Source organism: Tardiphaga sp. P9-11 (genome assembly GCF_008329525.1).
GTDB lineage: Bacteria > Pseudomonadota > Alphaproteobacteria > Rhizobiales > Xanthobacteraceae > Tardiphaga.
Genome location: NZ_NPKQ01000003.1, coordinates 403,093 through 418,702 on the forward strand (window position 1 = coordinate 403,093; position 15,610 = coordinate 418,702).

Sequence of the window (15,610 nt, forward strand, 5' to 3'; positions counted from 1 at the left end):
CTTTCAAGTACCAAGGCCACGCGACATCCGGCCGCGATTGAGAATGGTCTTCGGATCGAAACTGTTGCGCACCCGCTCGCCCAGCGCGGCGATGCCTTTGGGCTGCGGATGAAACACATCGACCGCACGCCGCACGTCATCCGGCGCGCGGATCAGCGTCGCATGCCCACCGGCCGCATTGACCAGCTTGCGGAGCTGCGCTGCCTGCGCATCGACCGATGGCGGTAGTGCCGCCCAGATCAACCCGCCGCCCCAGTCATAGATGACCTCGCCCTGCGAGCCCTTGACGATAGCTTGGCCAAGTGCACCACCGGATGCCGGCGGCGTCACGATGCGCCACACCGGCCACATCGCGCGCGGACCGCTGGCTGCAAATGGCGTTACGTCACGGACGGCTGCCCACAGCACCGCAGATGCAGCGTCTTCAAGTATCTCGGCCACGCCGAATGACTTCAGCGTCGTACTCAGTGACACCGCGCGCTGCGACGCGGAAGCAGTGATGCCTTCAAGACGGATCAGCGTGACCGACTGGTCGGGCAACGCGATCTCGCCAAGCGTCCCCTGCGTGGTGCGCAACGCCGAGCCCGGCAGATGCGCGGCACCTGAGACATCGAATGGCGACCCCAACGCCACGGTCATCGCCTTGTTGGCCGCGATATCGTCGAGCCCGCGCAGCACCAGCGTGCGCTCGCTCTCCGCCCGCGGCATGACCTTGAGGGTCACCTCCGTCATCACGGACAGCGTGCCCCACGCGCCGGCAAGCAGCTTGCAGACATCGTAGCCGGTGACATTCTTCACCACCCGGCCGCCAGCCTTGTAGCTGTCGCCGAAGCCTGACACTGCATGCACGCCAAGCAGATGATCGCGCGCACCGCCGGCCTGAATGCGGCGCGGCCCGGCGAGCCCGGCCGAGATCATGCCGCCGATGGTGCCGATATCCGGCGTGCCCAGGAGCTGTGACGTGTTCATCGGCTCGAATGAAAACTGCTGATTCTTGGAATCGATCAACGACAGCACATCGGCCATCGGCGCACCGGCCTGTACCGTGAGGATCAATTCGTTCGGCTCATAGGACGTCACGGCATTCAAGGCCGACACGTCCAGCACCGCATTGGTCGCAATGGGCTGGCCGACCATGCGCTTGCTGCCATGACCGATGATCTCTAGCGGCTGCTCGCTGGCGATTGCGGCACGCACCGCCTGCTCCACGTCCTGAGCGTCTCTAACTTTCAAAATATCCACGGATGCGTCCAACTAAAATCGCGGCAAATCAGGGAAAGCGAGCTTGCCGCCATGCACATGTACGCGGCCGAGTTCGGCGCAGCGGTGCAGCGTCGGAAACACCTTGCCGGGATTGAGCAGACCCTGCGCGTCGAACGCGCATTTGATGCGCTGTTGCTGATTGAGATCGACCTCGCTGAACATCTCCGGCATCAGGTCGCGTTTCTCGATGCCTACGCCGTGCTCGCCGGTCAGCACGCCGCCAACCTCGACGCACAGCCTCAGAATATCTGCGCCGAAGTCTTCCGCGAGCTGCAGCTCACCGGGTTTGTTCGCATCATACAGGATCAGCGGGTGCAGATTGCCATCACCGGCATGAAACACATTGGCAACGCCGAGGCCGTATTTGGCTGACATCTCCTTCATGCGGCGCAGCACCAGAGGCAAGGCCGCGCGAGGAATGGTGCCGTCCATGCAGAGATAATCCGGCGAGATGCGCCCAACTGCCGGGAAGGCTGCCTTGCGGCCAGACCAGAACAGCAGGCGTTCCTGTTCGGAGGTCGATATCTGGCAGGTGGTCGAACCGCAGCCGAGCGCTATCTTCTCGACGCGCTTGATCAGTTCGTCGACTTCTACGCCTGGGCCGTCGAGTTCGATGATGAGCAGTGCCTCGACGTCGAGCGGATAGCCCGCATGGACGAAAGCTTCGGCCGCATGGATCGCGGGCTTGTCCATCATCTCCATGCCACCGGGAATGATGCCGGCGCTGATGACATCGGCAACGCATTGGCCGGCGTGCTCGACCTCGGCGAAGCCGATCATCAGCGCGCGCGCCGTTTCCGGCTTCTGCAGGATGCGCACGGTGATTTCGGTGATGACGCCGAGCAGACCTTCGGAGCCGGTAATGATCCCCATCAGGTCGTAGCCCGATGTCTCGGCGGTCTTGCCGCCAACGCGAATGACTTCGCCCGACATCAATACAATCTCGCAGCCGAGGAGATTGTTGGTGGTCATGCCGTATTTGAGGCTGTGCACGCCGCCAGAGTTTTCCGCGACATTGCCGCCGATCGAACAGGCAATCTGCGATGAGGGATCCGGCGCGTAGTAGAAGCCGGCATGCGCTACCGCCTGGCTGATGGCGAGATTGGTGACGCCGGGCTCGACAACAACGGCGCGGTTGTCGAAATCGATCTCGCGTACGCGCTTGAACTTGCCGAGACCAAGCAGCACCGCGTCGGCCAGCGGCAGCGCGCCACCGGACAGCGACGTGCCCGAGCCGCGCGGCACCACCTTTATGCCGTTCTCGTGACAATATCTCAGAACTTTCGAGACTTGCTCGGTCGTGTCGGGCAATACGACGACCATCGGCGGCTGGCGATAGGCCATCAGCCCATCCGACTCATAGGGCAGCATTTCCGCAGCACTGGAAATCACGCCCTCGCCCGGCACCAGCTTTCGCAATGCAGCGATAATGGCCTCGCGCCTTGCGAGGACTGCCTGATCCGCCGCAGGCATCATGATGGTCATTGAACGCGCACTCCCGGAGATCGCAGCGATCACTCGGCTGCTTTGCCATGAATCAACCACGTCCGTGTGGCTTTGGGTAGCTTACCAAAGCATGACGCGGCGCATGGCGCCGGAACGCGCGGCAGCTGCCATCGCACTTGTGGACTACTCGGAGCGTGTGCAACAAACTAGACCGGAAAGCCAACCAACAAGAAGAGCCATCCATGAAGTCTGTCACTTTCGGCGCCCTGATCGTCCTTGCCGCCTCGACCGCCTCTTCCTTCGCACTTGCACAGGACGTCGCCGCCGGGAAATCCTCCTTCAACAAGTGCCTCGCCTGCCACGCCGTCGGCGAAAACGCCAAGAACAAGGTCGGTCCGGAACTCAATGGGTTGAACGGCCGCAAATCGGGAACCGCCGAGGGCTATTCATATTCGGACGCCAACAAGAATTCCGGCATCACCTGGGATGAAGCAACGTTCAAGGAATACATCAAGGACCCGAAGGCCAAGATCCCGGGCACCAAGATGGCCTTTGCCGGCATCAAGAAGGAATCCGAGGTCAACGACCTGTGGGCATTCCTCGTGCAGTTCGACAAGGACGGCAAAATCAAGCCGTAAGCGCTGGAGCCCTATGTTTTGACGCGTTTTCTTCACGCGAACCGGCACCCACGTCGCTTGAAAACGCGCTAGGCGCCGGCCGCCATCTTGGTCGGAAGCACGGCCTGCACCACAAGCCCGCGTGCGCGGGCATCCATCACGCCGACGGCGCGCAGCGCCAGCAGCGTGACGGTCTGCACCGCGTCGCGCAGCTTGGCCTGATCTTCGAGATTGTCGGGGGCCATCGGCCCAACCAGCGCTTCATGCAACGCGCCGAGCAATGCGGCGGCTGCGAGCGCTGTGTCCTGCGCCGGCAGATGACCAGCGCGAATCGCGGCGGCGATTCGGGATTCGATCTCGCCAGCGATCTCGCGGCGGCTGGCCAGTCGCGATTCCGTCACATCGACCTCGACCGGCTCGGCCAGGATGCCCCACGACAGTTTTCGGTGTGAGACGACATGCACGGCCACCGTGGTTACCGCAGCGGCGAGCGCCGATGACGGACCCGGCGCAGCATCCGCAGCACGACGGATCGCGGCGAGTTCGTCGCGCGAGACGTCAGCGATGAGTTCAGAAATCAGGTCGGCCTTGGACGGGAAATACCGATATACCGTGCCCGCTGCGACATTGGCGCGAACCGCAACCGGTGCGATCTGCACCGCCGCCATGCCACCTTCGGCACAAGTTTCGCGTGCAGCCGCCAGAATAGCGCTGCGCCGCGCCGCAAGTCGCTTCACGACTTGATGGGTCCGTCGGTAAACCATGGGCGTTCTCATCCCGGCACCCTTTGGCCAACCCGACGGCTGTCACAAATAAGGTGCGTAACTTCAAGGTTTTGAGCGAGCTTTGAGGCGCCCGCGATAAGAACTGAACACTAATTCAGACTCATTGACAAGGTGTTTTGCGCGTGGCGGGATTCAACTTTTCGGGTAGACCTAACCACCAAATCCGAGCGCACGGGCAGCCGCGGCTACCGCCATCCCGGTGATGACGGCAATGAAGTCGTTGCGGCGGATGATGGTCACGGCCATCGCGGCGAGGATCGCGAAAACCACTACCGGCCCACCATTGACAGCCACGGGAAGCGCGGCGGCGACGATGATCGAGCCCGGCAATGCGTCGAGCATCCGGCGCACCCGCGGCGTCACATTGACGTAACCCATGAGCCAGTAGCCACCGAGGCGCGAGGCCACCGTGACCGCCGTCATGACAGCGAAAGCGATCATGACATCGCTGCGCAGAAATTCCGTCATGCGGACACGCCTGCCGGATGCTGCGGTTCGCGTTCGTCCATGAGCCCGGCACTGATCGCTCCCGATAGCGCGCCGGCGATGATGAACCACCAGCCCGGCACCAACCAATGCACCACCAAGGCAACCACGCCCGAGACGACCCACGGGATAGCGCGGCGCGGACCCTTCCAGGCAGGAACCAGCATCGCGGCATAGAATGCCGGCATTACCAGATCGACGCCGTATTTTCTGGGATCGGTGAGTTGCTCAGCCAGCAGGAAACCGGGAATGGCCGAAAACAGCCAGGTGAAATACAGCACGATGCCGCCGCCGAGATAGAACGACGCATCGGCCCCACCATGATCGCGATAGCGCATTGCTGCGAGCCAGCCGCCATCCGTGACCAGCAGCATCGACGGATAGGCCTGCCATGCGGGCAACGTACCGAACCATGGCCGCAGCGTCGCACTCATCAGGAAGAAGCGGATGTTCACGGTGAGCGTGAGCAGCGCCAGTGTCGCGATCGCGCCCGGCGTCAAAACATCAGGCCATGACTGCAATGCAACAAATTGCGAAAGCCCGCCATAGACCGTCGCCATCATCACTTCGACTTCGGCAAGCGTGAGGTTCTTCTGCGCACACAGCGCACCGAATGCCATGCCGAAAGCGAGCGTGCCGGGCAGCATCGGGCCGATGGCAATGATGCCAGGCACGATGGCGGCCTTCGACCAATAGGCTGGTGCTTTAGGGATGTGAGTGGCGTGCATCGACTGATCCGCGTGATGCCGAAAGGCGAGATCATGCCTGCGGGCATCACGCGATCAGGTCAAGCGATGCGGATTCATATGCGCCATGCAGCGGCGGATATGAGACCAAAGACTACTCCCAGTTCAGCGCGCCACCATTCTGGTATTCGATCACCCGGGTCTCGAAGAAGTTCTTCTCCTTCTTCAGGTCCATGGCTTCCGACATCCATGGGAACGGATTTTCCGTCTCGTCGAACACCGGCGCGAGGCCGATCTGGGCGCAGCGGCGGTTGGCGATGAAGTGCATATAGGTCTCGCACAGCGCCGCATTCAACCCGAGGAAGCCGCGCGGCATGGTGTCCCGCCCATAGGCAGCCTCGAGTTCGGCGGCGGTGCGGATCATGTCGCGGATTTCCTCCTGGAATGCCTTGGTCCAGAGATGCGGGTTCTCGATCTTGATCTGATTGATGACATCGATGCCGAAGTTCAGGTGGATCGATTCATCGCGCAGGATGTACTGATACTGTTCGGCGATCCCGACCATCTTGTTGCGGCGGCCGAGCGACAGGATCTGCGCAAAGCCGGTATAAAACCACATACCTTCGAAGATCACATAGAAGGCGACGAGATCGCGCATGAAAGCCTGATCGGTCTCGGGCGTACCGGTCTTGAAGCCGGGATCGTCGAGATGCTGGGTGTGCTTCAGCGCCCAGGCCGCCTTCTCGGTGATCGAGGGCACCTCGCGATACATGTTGAACAGCTCGCCCTCGTCGAGACCAAGGCTTTCGACGATGTACTGGAACGTATGCGTATGCACCGCCTCCTCGAAGGACTGCCGCAGCAGATATTGTCGGCATTCCGGATTGGTGAGGTGACGATAGATCGCCAGCACGATGTTGTTGGCGACAAGGCTCTCTGACGCCGCGAAGAAACCGAGATTGCGTTTGATCGCGCGGCGTTCGTCTTCGGTGAGGCCATCACGCGACTTCCACAATGCGATGTCGGCCTGCATCGAGACCTCAGTTGGCATCCAATGATTGTTGCAGCCGGCGAGATACTTCTCCCACGCCCATTTGTATTTCAACGGTAGCAGCTGATTGACGTCGGCACGGCAGTTGATCATGCGCTTCTCGTCGACCGAGACGCGGCCGCCGGAGCGGTCGATGGCGCCGAGGCCGGTTTGATCGACAGCACCTTGCGGCAGCGGGATGAAAGCGGGTGCCTTGGCGGCGGATGAAGTATCGGACCAGTCGAGCATGGGGCGTTCCTGAGATAGCTGTCGCGCTTTGCGCGTGTAGAGCGAAATGTGTCGTGTCGTCATTGCGAGGAGCGAAGCGACGCGGCAATCCAGTATTGCTTTGAGACAGAACTGGATTGCTTCGCTTCGCTCGCAACGACGGCTGAAAGTTAAGCGTGGGCCGTTACTGGCACGCCTCACATTCGGGATTGTCGATCGAGCAAGCCATCGCTGCGGACAGGTCCGGCGCCGTGACTGCGGAGGACTGAACCAGAATTGGTGCGCCGGCCGTCTTCGCCGCCGACACTGTTGCGGACACGGCGTTCAGCTTGCCGTCAGTACCCTTCAGCGTCGACTTCTCCACATGCGTGGCACTGCGCGAGCGCAGATAGTAGGTCGTCTTCAATCCCAGCGTCCAGGCCAGGCGATAGAGCTGGTCCAGCTTCTTGCCGGATGGATTGGCGATATAGAGATTGAGCGACTGTGCCTGGTCGATCCACTTCTGCCGGCGCGAAGCCGCCTCGATCAACCATGCACTGTCAATCTCGAACGAGGTCGCATACAGCGCCTTGAGATCATCCGGCACGCGATCGATCGATCCGACGCTGCCATCGAAATATTTCAGGTCGGAGACCATCACCCCGTCCCACAGCCCCCTCTTTTTCAGATCGCGCACAAGGAAGGCATTCACCACCGTGAAATCGCCCGACATGTTCGATTTGACATAGAGGTTCTGATAGGCCGGCTCGATCGACTGCGCGACGCCGCAAATGTTGGAGATGGTCGCCGTCGGCGCAATCGCCATCACGTTGGAATTACGCATGCCCGTCGTCCTCACACGGTCACGCAGACTGCTCCAGTCGAGTGTCGCGGAGCGGTCCATCTGCACGCCACCGCGGGCCTCCGCAAGTATCTCGATGGAGTCGATCGGCAGGATGCCGCGGCTCCACAGCGATCCGTCGAAGGACGGATAGCGACCGCGCTCGGCCGCGAGATCGACCGACGCCGAGATCGAATGGAAGGCAATTGCCTCCATGCTGGTGTCGGCAAAGGCCACCGCCGCATCGGACGCCATCGCGATGCCCTGCACCTGCAGCGCATCCTGGAAGCCCATCAGGCCAAGGCCCACCGGGCGATGCTTGAGGTTCGAGCGGCGCGCTTCCGGGATGGTGTAGAAATTGATGTCGATGACATTGTCGAGCATCCGCATCGCCGTGGTCACGGTGCGCTTGAGCTGCGCGTGGTCGATACCATCCTTGCCGATATGATTGAGCAGGTTGATCGAGCCGAGATTGCAGACCGCGACTTCGTCGTCTGACGTGTTGAGCGTGATCTCGGTGCAAAGATTCGACGAGTGGATCACGCCGGCATGCTGCTGCGGCGAGCGCAGGTTGCAGGGATCCTTGAAGGTGATCCAGGGATGGCCGGTCTCGAACACCATGGTCAGCATGCGGCGCCACAGATCGGTCGCACGCACCTTCTTGAACACGCGGATTTCGCCGCGCGCAGCCTTCTCTTCATAGGCTGCGTAACGCTCGGCAAAAGGCTTGCCATAGAGGTCATGCAGTTCCGGCGTCTCGTCCGGCGAGAACAGCGTCCATTCACCGTCGGCCTCGACGCGTTGCATGAACAGATCCGGCACCCAGTTGGCGGTGTTCATGTCGTGGGTACGGCGGCGATCGTCGCCGGTGTTCTTGCGCAGATCGAGGAATTCCTCGATGTCGATGTGCCAGGTTTCCAAGTAAGCGCAGACTGCACCCTTGCGCTTGCCGCCCTGATTGACGGCGATGGCCGTATCGTTGGCGACCTTCAAGAACGGCACCACGCCCTGGCTCTCGCCATTGGTGCCCTTGATATGCGCGCCGAGGCCGCGCACGCGGGTCCAGTCGTTGCCGAGACCACCGGAATATTTCGCCAGCAGCGCATTGTCCTTCACCGACTTGAAGATGCCGTCGAGATCGTCGGCCACAGTCGTGAGGAAGCAGGACGACAGTTGCGGGCGCAGCGTGCCGGAATTGAACAGCGTCGGCGTCGAGGCCATGAAGTCGAACGACGACAGCAGATTGTAGAATTCGATGGCACGGGCTTCGCGGTCGATCTCGCGCAAAGCGAGGCCCATGGCGACGCGCATGAAGAACGCCTGCGGCAGTTCGATACGGTGGCCCTGCACATGCAGGAAGTAGCGGTCGTACAGGGTCTGCAGACCCAGGAACTGGAACCGGAGGTCCCCCTCCGGCTTCAGCGCGGCAGCGATTCGCTTGAGATCGAAGCGCGCGAGTTCCGGATCGAGCAGCTCGGCCGCAATGCCGGTCTTGATATAGGCGCTGAAATATTCGGCGTAACGCGTCGTCATATCGGCCTGCGACGCGTGGGCCGGCGTGCCCCCGACAAAGGACAGGACTTCGGTGCGCAGTTTGTCGAGGAGCAGGCGGGCGCTGACAAAGGTGTAGTTCGGCTCCTGCTCGACCAGCGTGCGCGCGGCCATGATGCCGGCCAGTGCCAGCTCATCCAGCGTGATGCCGTCATAGAGATTGCGGCGGGTTTCCTCGAGCACCGGGGCGGCATCGACGCCGTCAAGGCCGGCGCAGGCCTCGTTGACGATCAGCGCGAGCCGCGCCGAATCAAGCGGAGCGCGGGTGCCGTTGGCGAGCGTGACATGCAGCACCGGTGCGCTAGAGACGAGCGCCGGCTTCGCGGCCAGTTCTTCGGCGCGGGTGCGAGCGCGTTCCTCGCGATACAGCACATAGGCGCGGGCCACTTTGTGGTGCTCGCTGCGCATCAGCGCCAGTTCAACCTGATCCTGCACGTCCTCGATATGGAATGTGCGCCCCTCACCGACGCGGCGCGTCAGCGCAGCCACGACTTCGCCGGTCAGTTGTTCCACCGCCTCATGGACGCGGCGTGACGCCGCTGCCGTGTGGCCCTCGACGGCCAGAAAGGCCTTGGTCATCGCGACGGAAATCTTGCTGCCGTCGAAGGGCGACACCGTGCCGTTGCGCCGGATGATCTGCATCGAGGGCTCGCGCGCGGACACGACATTCGGTTCAGAGGAAACATGGGCGGTTACGGCCGCGTCATGGCCGTTGGAGAGGGCGTAGGACGTGGAAGGCATCGGCAAGACCCCATGTGATGCATCAAGCAATGGGGGCTGGGGCCGAAAGGACGCTGCAAAATACACGGCGGAGATCCGCCGGCATTGCCTGCAAGCGACCGCTGGGACACCCCGCCCATGGACGTTCTGGTGTCGCGGCAGGTCTCCTGGCTCGCAGGTCAATGTCTGTTTCAGCCTTCCCGATGCTTGCGCATCAGTGACTTCAATCGAAACAGACTCACTGCTTACAGTTGCGGGGGCAGCGCCGGAATATGACGCAAAACAGCGTCTTTACCGGCTTCCCTCTTAGCCACCAAGTCTTGCGACAGGGCGGACCGTGACGTCTACATTTGGTGTGACCCGCGGTGAAGTGTCAAGCGGGCATTGGAGCCTACCGCAACAAATTCGGTAGGGCTGTTGGTTCAGTGGACAACCGCTTGCGTGGCGGAAACCGCGGGATCGTGGGCGGCTTCTGAACGATGCGATTCGTTGCCGCCGAGCACCGCGAGACGCAGAACGTTGTCATCAACCGATGGAGGATGGAGTGCGCAACCTGACAATGACCACTCCGAGGATCAACTTTAAAGCTTTCGTCGAGCATGCAGGCGCGCTCACGGCGTTCGAGACGACGGAGCAGATCGCCCGACGCCGGCTCGACGAGACGCTCAACGAAGCGCTGATGGACAGCTTTCCTGCGAGCGATCCGATTTCTTCGCTGCAACTCGCCTGAGCAGAATCAGACCGTGCGGAAGTTGGCCCGATACTGGCTGGGCGTCAGGCCCAGCCGCCGCACGAAGACCTGACGCATATGTTCGGCGGTGCTGAAGCCTGATTCATAAGCCACCACCTTGAGCGGCAGATCGCTGCCTTCGAGGCGGTTGCGTGCCGTGTCGATCCGGGCGCCCTCGACAAAATCTGCCGGCGTCATTTTGGTCTCGAGCTTGAATACCCGCGCGAAGGTGCGCACGCTCATCCCCGCCACATCGGCCAGTTCGTCCACACTGTGCGCGTCACGGAGATGAGCCATCACATGGGCATGGACTCGCGCGATCGGTGAATCCGGCTCGGCCGGCGGTACCAGATAGGGACTGAACTGCGATTGACCACCCTGGCGCTGCGCGACGACAACCAGACGCTTGGCCACGGCCAGCGCGACGTCCGCGCCATGATCTTCCTGGACCAGCGCGAGACCGAGATCGATTCCTGCGGTGACGCCGGCCGACGTCACCAGCGCGCCATCGCGGCTATAGATGCGATCGAACTCCACATGCGCTTTGGGAAAACGCAGCGCCAATAGCGGCGCATTCTGCCAGTGCGTCGTCACAGTCTTGTCGTCGAGCAAGCCTGCATGGCCGAGCGCGAATGCCCCGGTGCAGACCGAGCCATAACGCTCCGCATGGAGCGCCGCATTGGCCAGCCACTGTGTAAGCTGCGGGTCGGCTTCCGCCGTCGGCAGCCCTGGCCCGCCGGCCACCAGCACCAGATCCCAGGGCTTGTTCGCATCACTGAACGCCAGATCGGCGGATATCCGCAAACCGTTCGATGCACGCAGCGGCGCGCAATCTGCAGCGACAAGTGTGATGTCGTAGCCGTCGCCCGGCGCGACGAAGCCATTGGCCTCCATGAACACATCGAGCGGACCGGCCACGTCCAGCGACTGGACGCCCGGAAAGATCGCAAGAGCAACAGTCTTCATGGTGATGCTTCATTCCATCGATGGCAGTTAACCCAAGCGTTACGGAACAGATAGTCGCCTTCCGGCAGGAAATCACGGGCGAATGGCAGCTTTGCAGGGCGCGGCGCGATTGCGAGGACACAGCCCCCGGACGACAACGGATGGATCATAGCGACAGTGCAAGGAGCATCCCATGAGCAAGACCATCGCCGGCATCAAAGTGCCAGACAGCGCCCTCGCCCGCCAGGTCGATCAACTGGTGCGCGATACCGAAAGCGATCTTCTATATCATCACTCCAATCGCGTTTTCCTGTTCGGCGCGCTCGCCGGGCAGCGCAAGGGTCTCAAAGTCGATTCCGAGTTACTTTATGTCGGCGCGATGTTTCACGACATGGGCCTGCAGGCGCCCTATGCGAGCAAGGAGGAGCGCTTCGAAGTCGACGGCGCGAATGCTGCAGCGGACTTTCTACGCAGCTACCATATTGATGAGCGCGACATCGACGATGTCTGGGACGCCATTGCACTTCACACGACGCCGGGCATTCCCAAGCACAAGCGGCCCGTGGTGGCGCTCGTCACGGCCGGTGTTGAGATGGATGTATTGGGTCTGGAGTATGAGGCCTTCACCGCACATCAGCGCCACGAAGTGTGTGCCTGCCATCCGCGCGGCCATGACTTCAAGAACGGGATCATCGATGCGTTCGCTGCAGGGACGATCCACAAGCCGGAGACCACCTTCGGCAACGTCAAGGCCGACGTGCTCGACCTCCGCGATCCCACCTACAAGCGCGCGAATTTTTGCAGCATCATCCTGAACTCAGCGTGGAGCGAATAGACTCCCGCACGCGCATGGCGATCAACGCTGCCACCAGCAGCGTTGCGCCAAAACCCGTGGGAGCCCCGAGGAACGGATAGGCGATCAGCAGCACGGCAGCAAGGCCGAGGACCGGTAGTTCGTGACGGCGAAAGCCTTCCGCGAGACCGATACGGGCGATGAAGCCGACAGCAATTGCGAGCACCATGACGTCATAGAGAAACAGATACGGCGTCGTGAGCAAGGCGCCGACTGCCAGCGCAGCGGCTTTCAGTTCATAGCGCACGCTGCTGCGCCACAACGGTAACAGGACCGCTACGACGGCACCAATCATGATCCACTGAAACGTCCAGGCTAGCGGCTCGCTGCCGTCAAAATAGCGCACCAGTGCGAAGATACTCTGCATCTTGCCCCATGGCGCGCGGCCTTCGGTGAGGAAGGCCTGCGAGAACATCGGCATCCAGTGGATAAAGGCTTGCCAACTCTCGGTGCCGAAAGCGAGCCACGACACAGCGGCCAGCAACACGGTCGTGATGCCTGCGCTAACGAAGGCCTTCCATTGCGATGCTGCGATCAGCATCAGCGGAAACAGGAAGCCATATTGCGGCTTGTAGCTCAGCAAGCCGAGGCAGATGCCAGACAGGATCGGCCGTGTGGACAACAGCACCAGCATGCCGCCGATCAGCGCCGCCGTCAGAAATCCATTCTGCCCGACCAGCGCGTTGGTCATCACGACCGGAAACGCCGCGGCCAACACCAACCCGAACGGGCGACCGACGATGGCGCGCATCGCCACCAGATACGGGATGAAGCTAACCGTCGCCCAGCCGGCAAAGGCCACGGCGTAAGGCAGTTTCGCAAGCAGTGCCGCGATGAACAGGAATGGCGGCGGATAATGCCAGGCGAAATTGCCGGGATAGGTCTGACCAAGGACGGCGATCTGGACCTTCTTCTGAATATCCCAGTCATAGGCCCAAGCCGGATGCCCATCGAGCACCAATCGCCCGGCAGACCAGACATTGACGAAGTCGGTGGGAGAGCCGAGGCCGTCCTCATAGATCCAGCCGCGGCCATAAAAGGTCGGGAAGAATGCGACATTGAGGATAGCCAGCACGGCGCAAACGATCAGCAGCGCTGCCGGAACGGGGCCACGCCCGGGTGTCGAAGTCATCGTAAGCGGCGCAACCATGCAATCCCCGGCGCGCATGATGCGCGGTATGACACTGCCCGGGGAAGTTTGAGGAAGGTTTAAGTCAGGCGTAGCCCGGAGGGCGCGAAGCGCAATCCGGGACGTCGATAAGCACGCAGCGGCTGCCTCGGATTACGCTTCGCTCCATCCGGGCAAGGGCAATAAAAAACGCGGCCTTTCGGCCGCGTTTTGCATTCTTAAATGCGAGACCCTTACGCCTGCGGCTGCGGCTCGAGACCACCATCCGGACGCGGGCGGGACTTGCCGGCGGGCGGCACCGCCGAGGTGCGCGGACCCGTGGGCTCGAGCACCGACTCGCGGTTTGGCTTCTTGCCATTCAGGAGATCGTTGATCTCATCGCCGGACAGCGTTTCGAATTCCAGCAGGCCCTTGGCCAGAGCTTCCAGATCGCCGCGCTTCTCGGTGAGGATCTTGGTGGCCTCGTCATAGCCTTCAGCAACCAGACGCTTCACTTCGGAGTCGATCTTCTGAGCCGTCGATTCCGAGACCGCTTGCTGGCGGCCCATCTGCATGCCCAGGAACACTTCGTCGTTGTTCTCGCCATAGGACACCGTGCCGAGTTCTTCCGACAGGCCCCAGCGGGTCACCATCATGCGGGCCAAACGCGTGGCCTGCTCGATATCCGACGACGCACCCGAGGTGACTTTGTTGCGGCCGAAGATCAGTTCTTCAGCAACACGGCCGCCCATCATGATCGCAAGGCGCGAGGTCATCTGCTCGAGCGACATCGACATCTTGTCGCGCTCGGGCAGCTGCATGACCATACCCAGCGCACGACCGCGCGGAATGATCGTCGCCTTGTGGATCGGGTCGGTGGCGACGACGTTGAGGCCGACGATGGCGTGACCGCCTTCGTGATAGGCCGTCAGCATCTTCTCTTCTTCGGACATCACCAGCGACTTGCGCTCGGCGCCCATCATCACCTTGTCCTTGGCTTCCTCGAACTCGCTCTGGGTCACCATGCGCTTGTTGCGGCGCGCGGCAGTCAGTGCAGCTTCGTTGACGAGGTTCATCAGGTCAGCGCCCGAGAAGCCGGGCGTGCCGCGAGCGATAGTCTTGAGGTTGATATCCGGCGCCAGCGGCACCTTGCGGACATGGACCTTGAGGATCTGCTCGCGACCGACAACGTCCGGATTCGGCACGACGACCTGACGGTCGAAACGGCCCGGACGCAGCAGCGCGGGATCCAGCACGTCAGGACGGTTGGTTGCGGCGATCAGGATCACGCCTTCATTGGCCTCGAAGCCGTCCATCTCGACCAGCAACTGGTTGAGGGTCTGTTCGCGCTCGTCATTGCCGCCGCCGAGACCGGCGCCACGATGACGACCGACCGCGTCGATTTCGTCGATGAAGATAATGCAAGGCGCGTTCTTCTTGGCCTGCTCGAACATGTCACGCACACGGGATGCGCCGACGCCGACGAACATTTCGACGAAGTCCGAACCCGAGATGGTGAAGAACGGCACATTGGCTTCGCCCGCGACCGCACGCGCGATCAACGTCTTACCGGTGCCGGGAGGGCCAACCAGCAGCACGCCGCGCGGGATACGTCCGCCGAGGCGCTGATACTTGCCGGGGTCGCGCAGGAATTCGACGATTTCCTGCAGATCCTGCTTGGCCTCGTCGACGCCGGCGACGTCTTCAAAGGTCACGCGGCCATGCGCTTCAGTGAGCATCTTGGCGCGCGACTTGCCGAAGCCCATCGCCTTGCCGGCGCCGCCCTGCATCTGGCGCGACAAGAAAATCCACACGCCGATCAGTGCGATGAACGGCAACCATGAAACCAGCAACGACACGAACCATGGAACGTTGTCACCCGGAGCCTTGGCGGTAATCGACACCTTGGCGTCATACAGACGCTTGATCAGGGTCGGATCGCTCGGCGCATAGGTCTGGAAGCTCGAGCCGTTGGTAAAGGTGCCGTGAATCTCCGGCCCCTGAATCACAACGTCACGAACGTGATTTTGATCAACTTCGGTGAGGAGCTGCGAGAAAGAGATGTCCTGCGAGGCGGCACGCTGACCAGGATTCTGGAAAAGCGTGAACAGCGCCAGCAGCAACAAAACGATAATGACCCAGAGGGCAAAATTGCGCAGGTTCGCGTTCATCGATCTTCCTTCGTCGCCGCGCGAAATCGCGGCCTTATTCCCTTGTGAGTCGCCACAAGGGTTCACCCTGGGTCGGTCGGATACAATCTAGGTGCGACCGAGGGCGCTGCCAAGGGAACTGGGATGGACTATTTAACGCATCTACGCGCAGTTCCAGTTCAAATAATGGCG

The 15,610-nt window shown here is 61.7% G+C and carries 13 protein-coding genes and 1 riboswitch; of the genes, 3 read left to right on the forward strand and 10 right to left on the reverse strand.

Annotated elements, in window-relative coordinates; translation table 11 throughout:
• Window positions 1-3: 3 nt before the first annotated feature.
• Window positions 4-1,242 (reverse strand): FAD-binding protein, encoded by a 1,239-nt coding sequence (locus tag CIW50_RS14605; protein ID WP_149531945.1) that lies wholly within the window; start codon window positions 1,240-1,242, stop codon window positions 4-6.
• A gap of 12 nt (window positions 1,243-1,254) precedes the next feature.
• The gene (locus tag CIW50_RS14610; protein WP_149531946.1) at window positions 1,255-2,748 is read right to left on the reverse strand and encodes an FAD-linked oxidase C-terminal domain-containing protein; all 1,494 of its coding nucleotides are present in this window, start codon (window positions 2,746-2,748) and stop codon (window positions 1,255-1,257) included.
• 203 nt (window positions 2,749-2,951) lie between these two features.
• Here CIW50_RS14610 and cycA point away from each other — a divergent pair, with 203 nt between their 5' ends.
• Window positions 2,952-3,347 carry a cytochrome c-550 CycA gene (gene cycA, locus CIW50_RS14615; RefSeq protein ID WP_149531947.1) on the forward strand — a complete coding sequence of 132 codons (396 nt, stop codon included), beginning with the start codon at window positions 2,952-2,954 and terminating at the stop codon, window positions 3,345-3,347.
• 68 nt (window positions 3,348-3,415) lie between these two features.
• On the opposite strand, the gene CIW50_RS14620 is transcribed toward cycA, so the two are convergent.
• The 5 genes from CIW50_RS14620 to CIW50_RS14640 all read right to left on the reverse strand — a co-directional run bounded on the left by CIW50_RS14620 (window position 3,416) and on the right by CIW50_RS14640 (window position 9,653).
• A complete protein-coding gene (locus CIW50_RS14620; protein ID WP_092139147.1) occupies window positions 3,416-4,090 on the reverse strand; it encodes a TetR/AcrR family transcriptional regulator in 675 nt (224 codons plus the stop codon).
• 171 nt (window positions 4,091-4,261) lie between these two features.
• Window positions 4,262-4,579 (reverse strand): AzlD family protein, encoded by a 318-nt coding sequence (locus CIW50_RS14625; protein WP_068733575.1) that lies wholly within the window; start codon window positions 4,577-4,579, stop codon window positions 4,262-4,264.
• The gene (locus CIW50_RS14630; protein ID WP_149531948.1) at window positions 4,576-5,325 is read right to left on the reverse strand and encodes an AzlC family ABC transporter permease; all 750 of its coding nucleotides are present in this window, start codon (window positions 5,323-5,325) and stop codon (window positions 4,576-4,578) included. The genes CIW50_RS14625 and CIW50_RS14630 overlap by 4 nt, the downstream gene beginning before the upstream one ends.
• A 112-nt stretch (window positions 5,326-5,437) precedes the next feature.
• Window positions 5,438-6,562 (reverse strand): ribonucleotide-diphosphate reductase subunit beta, encoded by a 1,125-nt coding sequence (locus tag CIW50_RS14635; protein ID WP_149531949.1) that lies wholly within the window; start codon window positions 6,560-6,562, stop codon window positions 5,438-5,440.
• Window positions 6,563-6,725: 163 nt separating this feature from the next.
• The gene (locus tag CIW50_RS14640) at window positions 6,726-9,653 is read right to left on the reverse strand and encodes a ribonucleoside-diphosphate reductase subunit alpha (RefSeq protein ID WP_149531950.1); all 2,928 of its coding nucleotides are present in this window, start codon (window positions 9,651-9,653) and stop codon (window positions 6,726-6,728) included.
• A gap of 119 nt (window positions 9,654-9,772) precedes the next feature.
• Window positions 9,773-9,987, reverse strand: a riboswitch (cobalamin riboswitch).
• A gap of 189 nt (window positions 9,988-10,176) precedes the next feature.
• Here CIW50_RS14640 and CIW50_RS14645 point away from each other — a divergent pair.
• Window positions 10,177-10,362, forward strand: a complete 186-nt coding sequence (locus tag CIW50_RS14645; protein ID WP_149531951.1) for a hypothetical protein — start codon at window positions 10,177-10,179, stop codon at window positions 10,360-10,362.
• A gap of 6 nt (window positions 10,363-10,368) precedes the next feature.
• On the opposite strand, the gene CIW50_RS14650 is transcribed toward CIW50_RS14645, so the two are convergent.
• Entirely contained in the window at window positions 10,369-11,334 is a 966-nt protein-coding gene (locus CIW50_RS14650) for a GlxA family transcriptional regulator (protein WP_197738374.1), read from the reverse strand.
• A gap of 166 nt (window positions 11,335-11,500) precedes the next feature.
• Between CIW50_RS14650 and CIW50_RS14655 the strand changes: the two genes are divergently transcribed.
• On the forward strand, window positions 11,501-12,142 hold the full coding sequence (locus tag CIW50_RS14655; protein WP_149531953.1) for an HD domain-containing protein: 642 nt from the start codon (window positions 11,501-11,503) through the stop codon (window positions 12,140-12,142).
• Here the strand turns inward: CIW50_RS14655 and CIW50_RS14660 are convergent.
• Both CIW50_RS14660 and ftsH read right to left on the reverse strand, forming a co-directional pair.
• Window positions 12,114-13,310: a glycosyltransferase family 87 protein gene (locus CIW50_RS14660; RefSeq protein WP_172980335.1), complete on the reverse strand. Its 1,197-nt coding sequence runs from the start codon at window positions 13,308-13,310 to the stop codon at window positions 12,114-12,116. The two genes, CIW50_RS14655 and CIW50_RS14660, sit on opposite strands and share 29 nt — an antisense overlap.
• 212 nt (window positions 13,311-13,522) lie before the next feature.
• On the reverse strand, window positions 13,523-15,439 hold the full coding sequence (gene ftsH, locus CIW50_RS14665; RefSeq protein WP_149531955.1) for an ATP-dependent zinc metalloprotease FtsH: 1,917 nt from the start codon (window positions 15,437-15,439) through the stop codon (window positions 13,523-13,525).
• Window positions 15,440-15,610 lie beyond the last annotated feature (171 nt).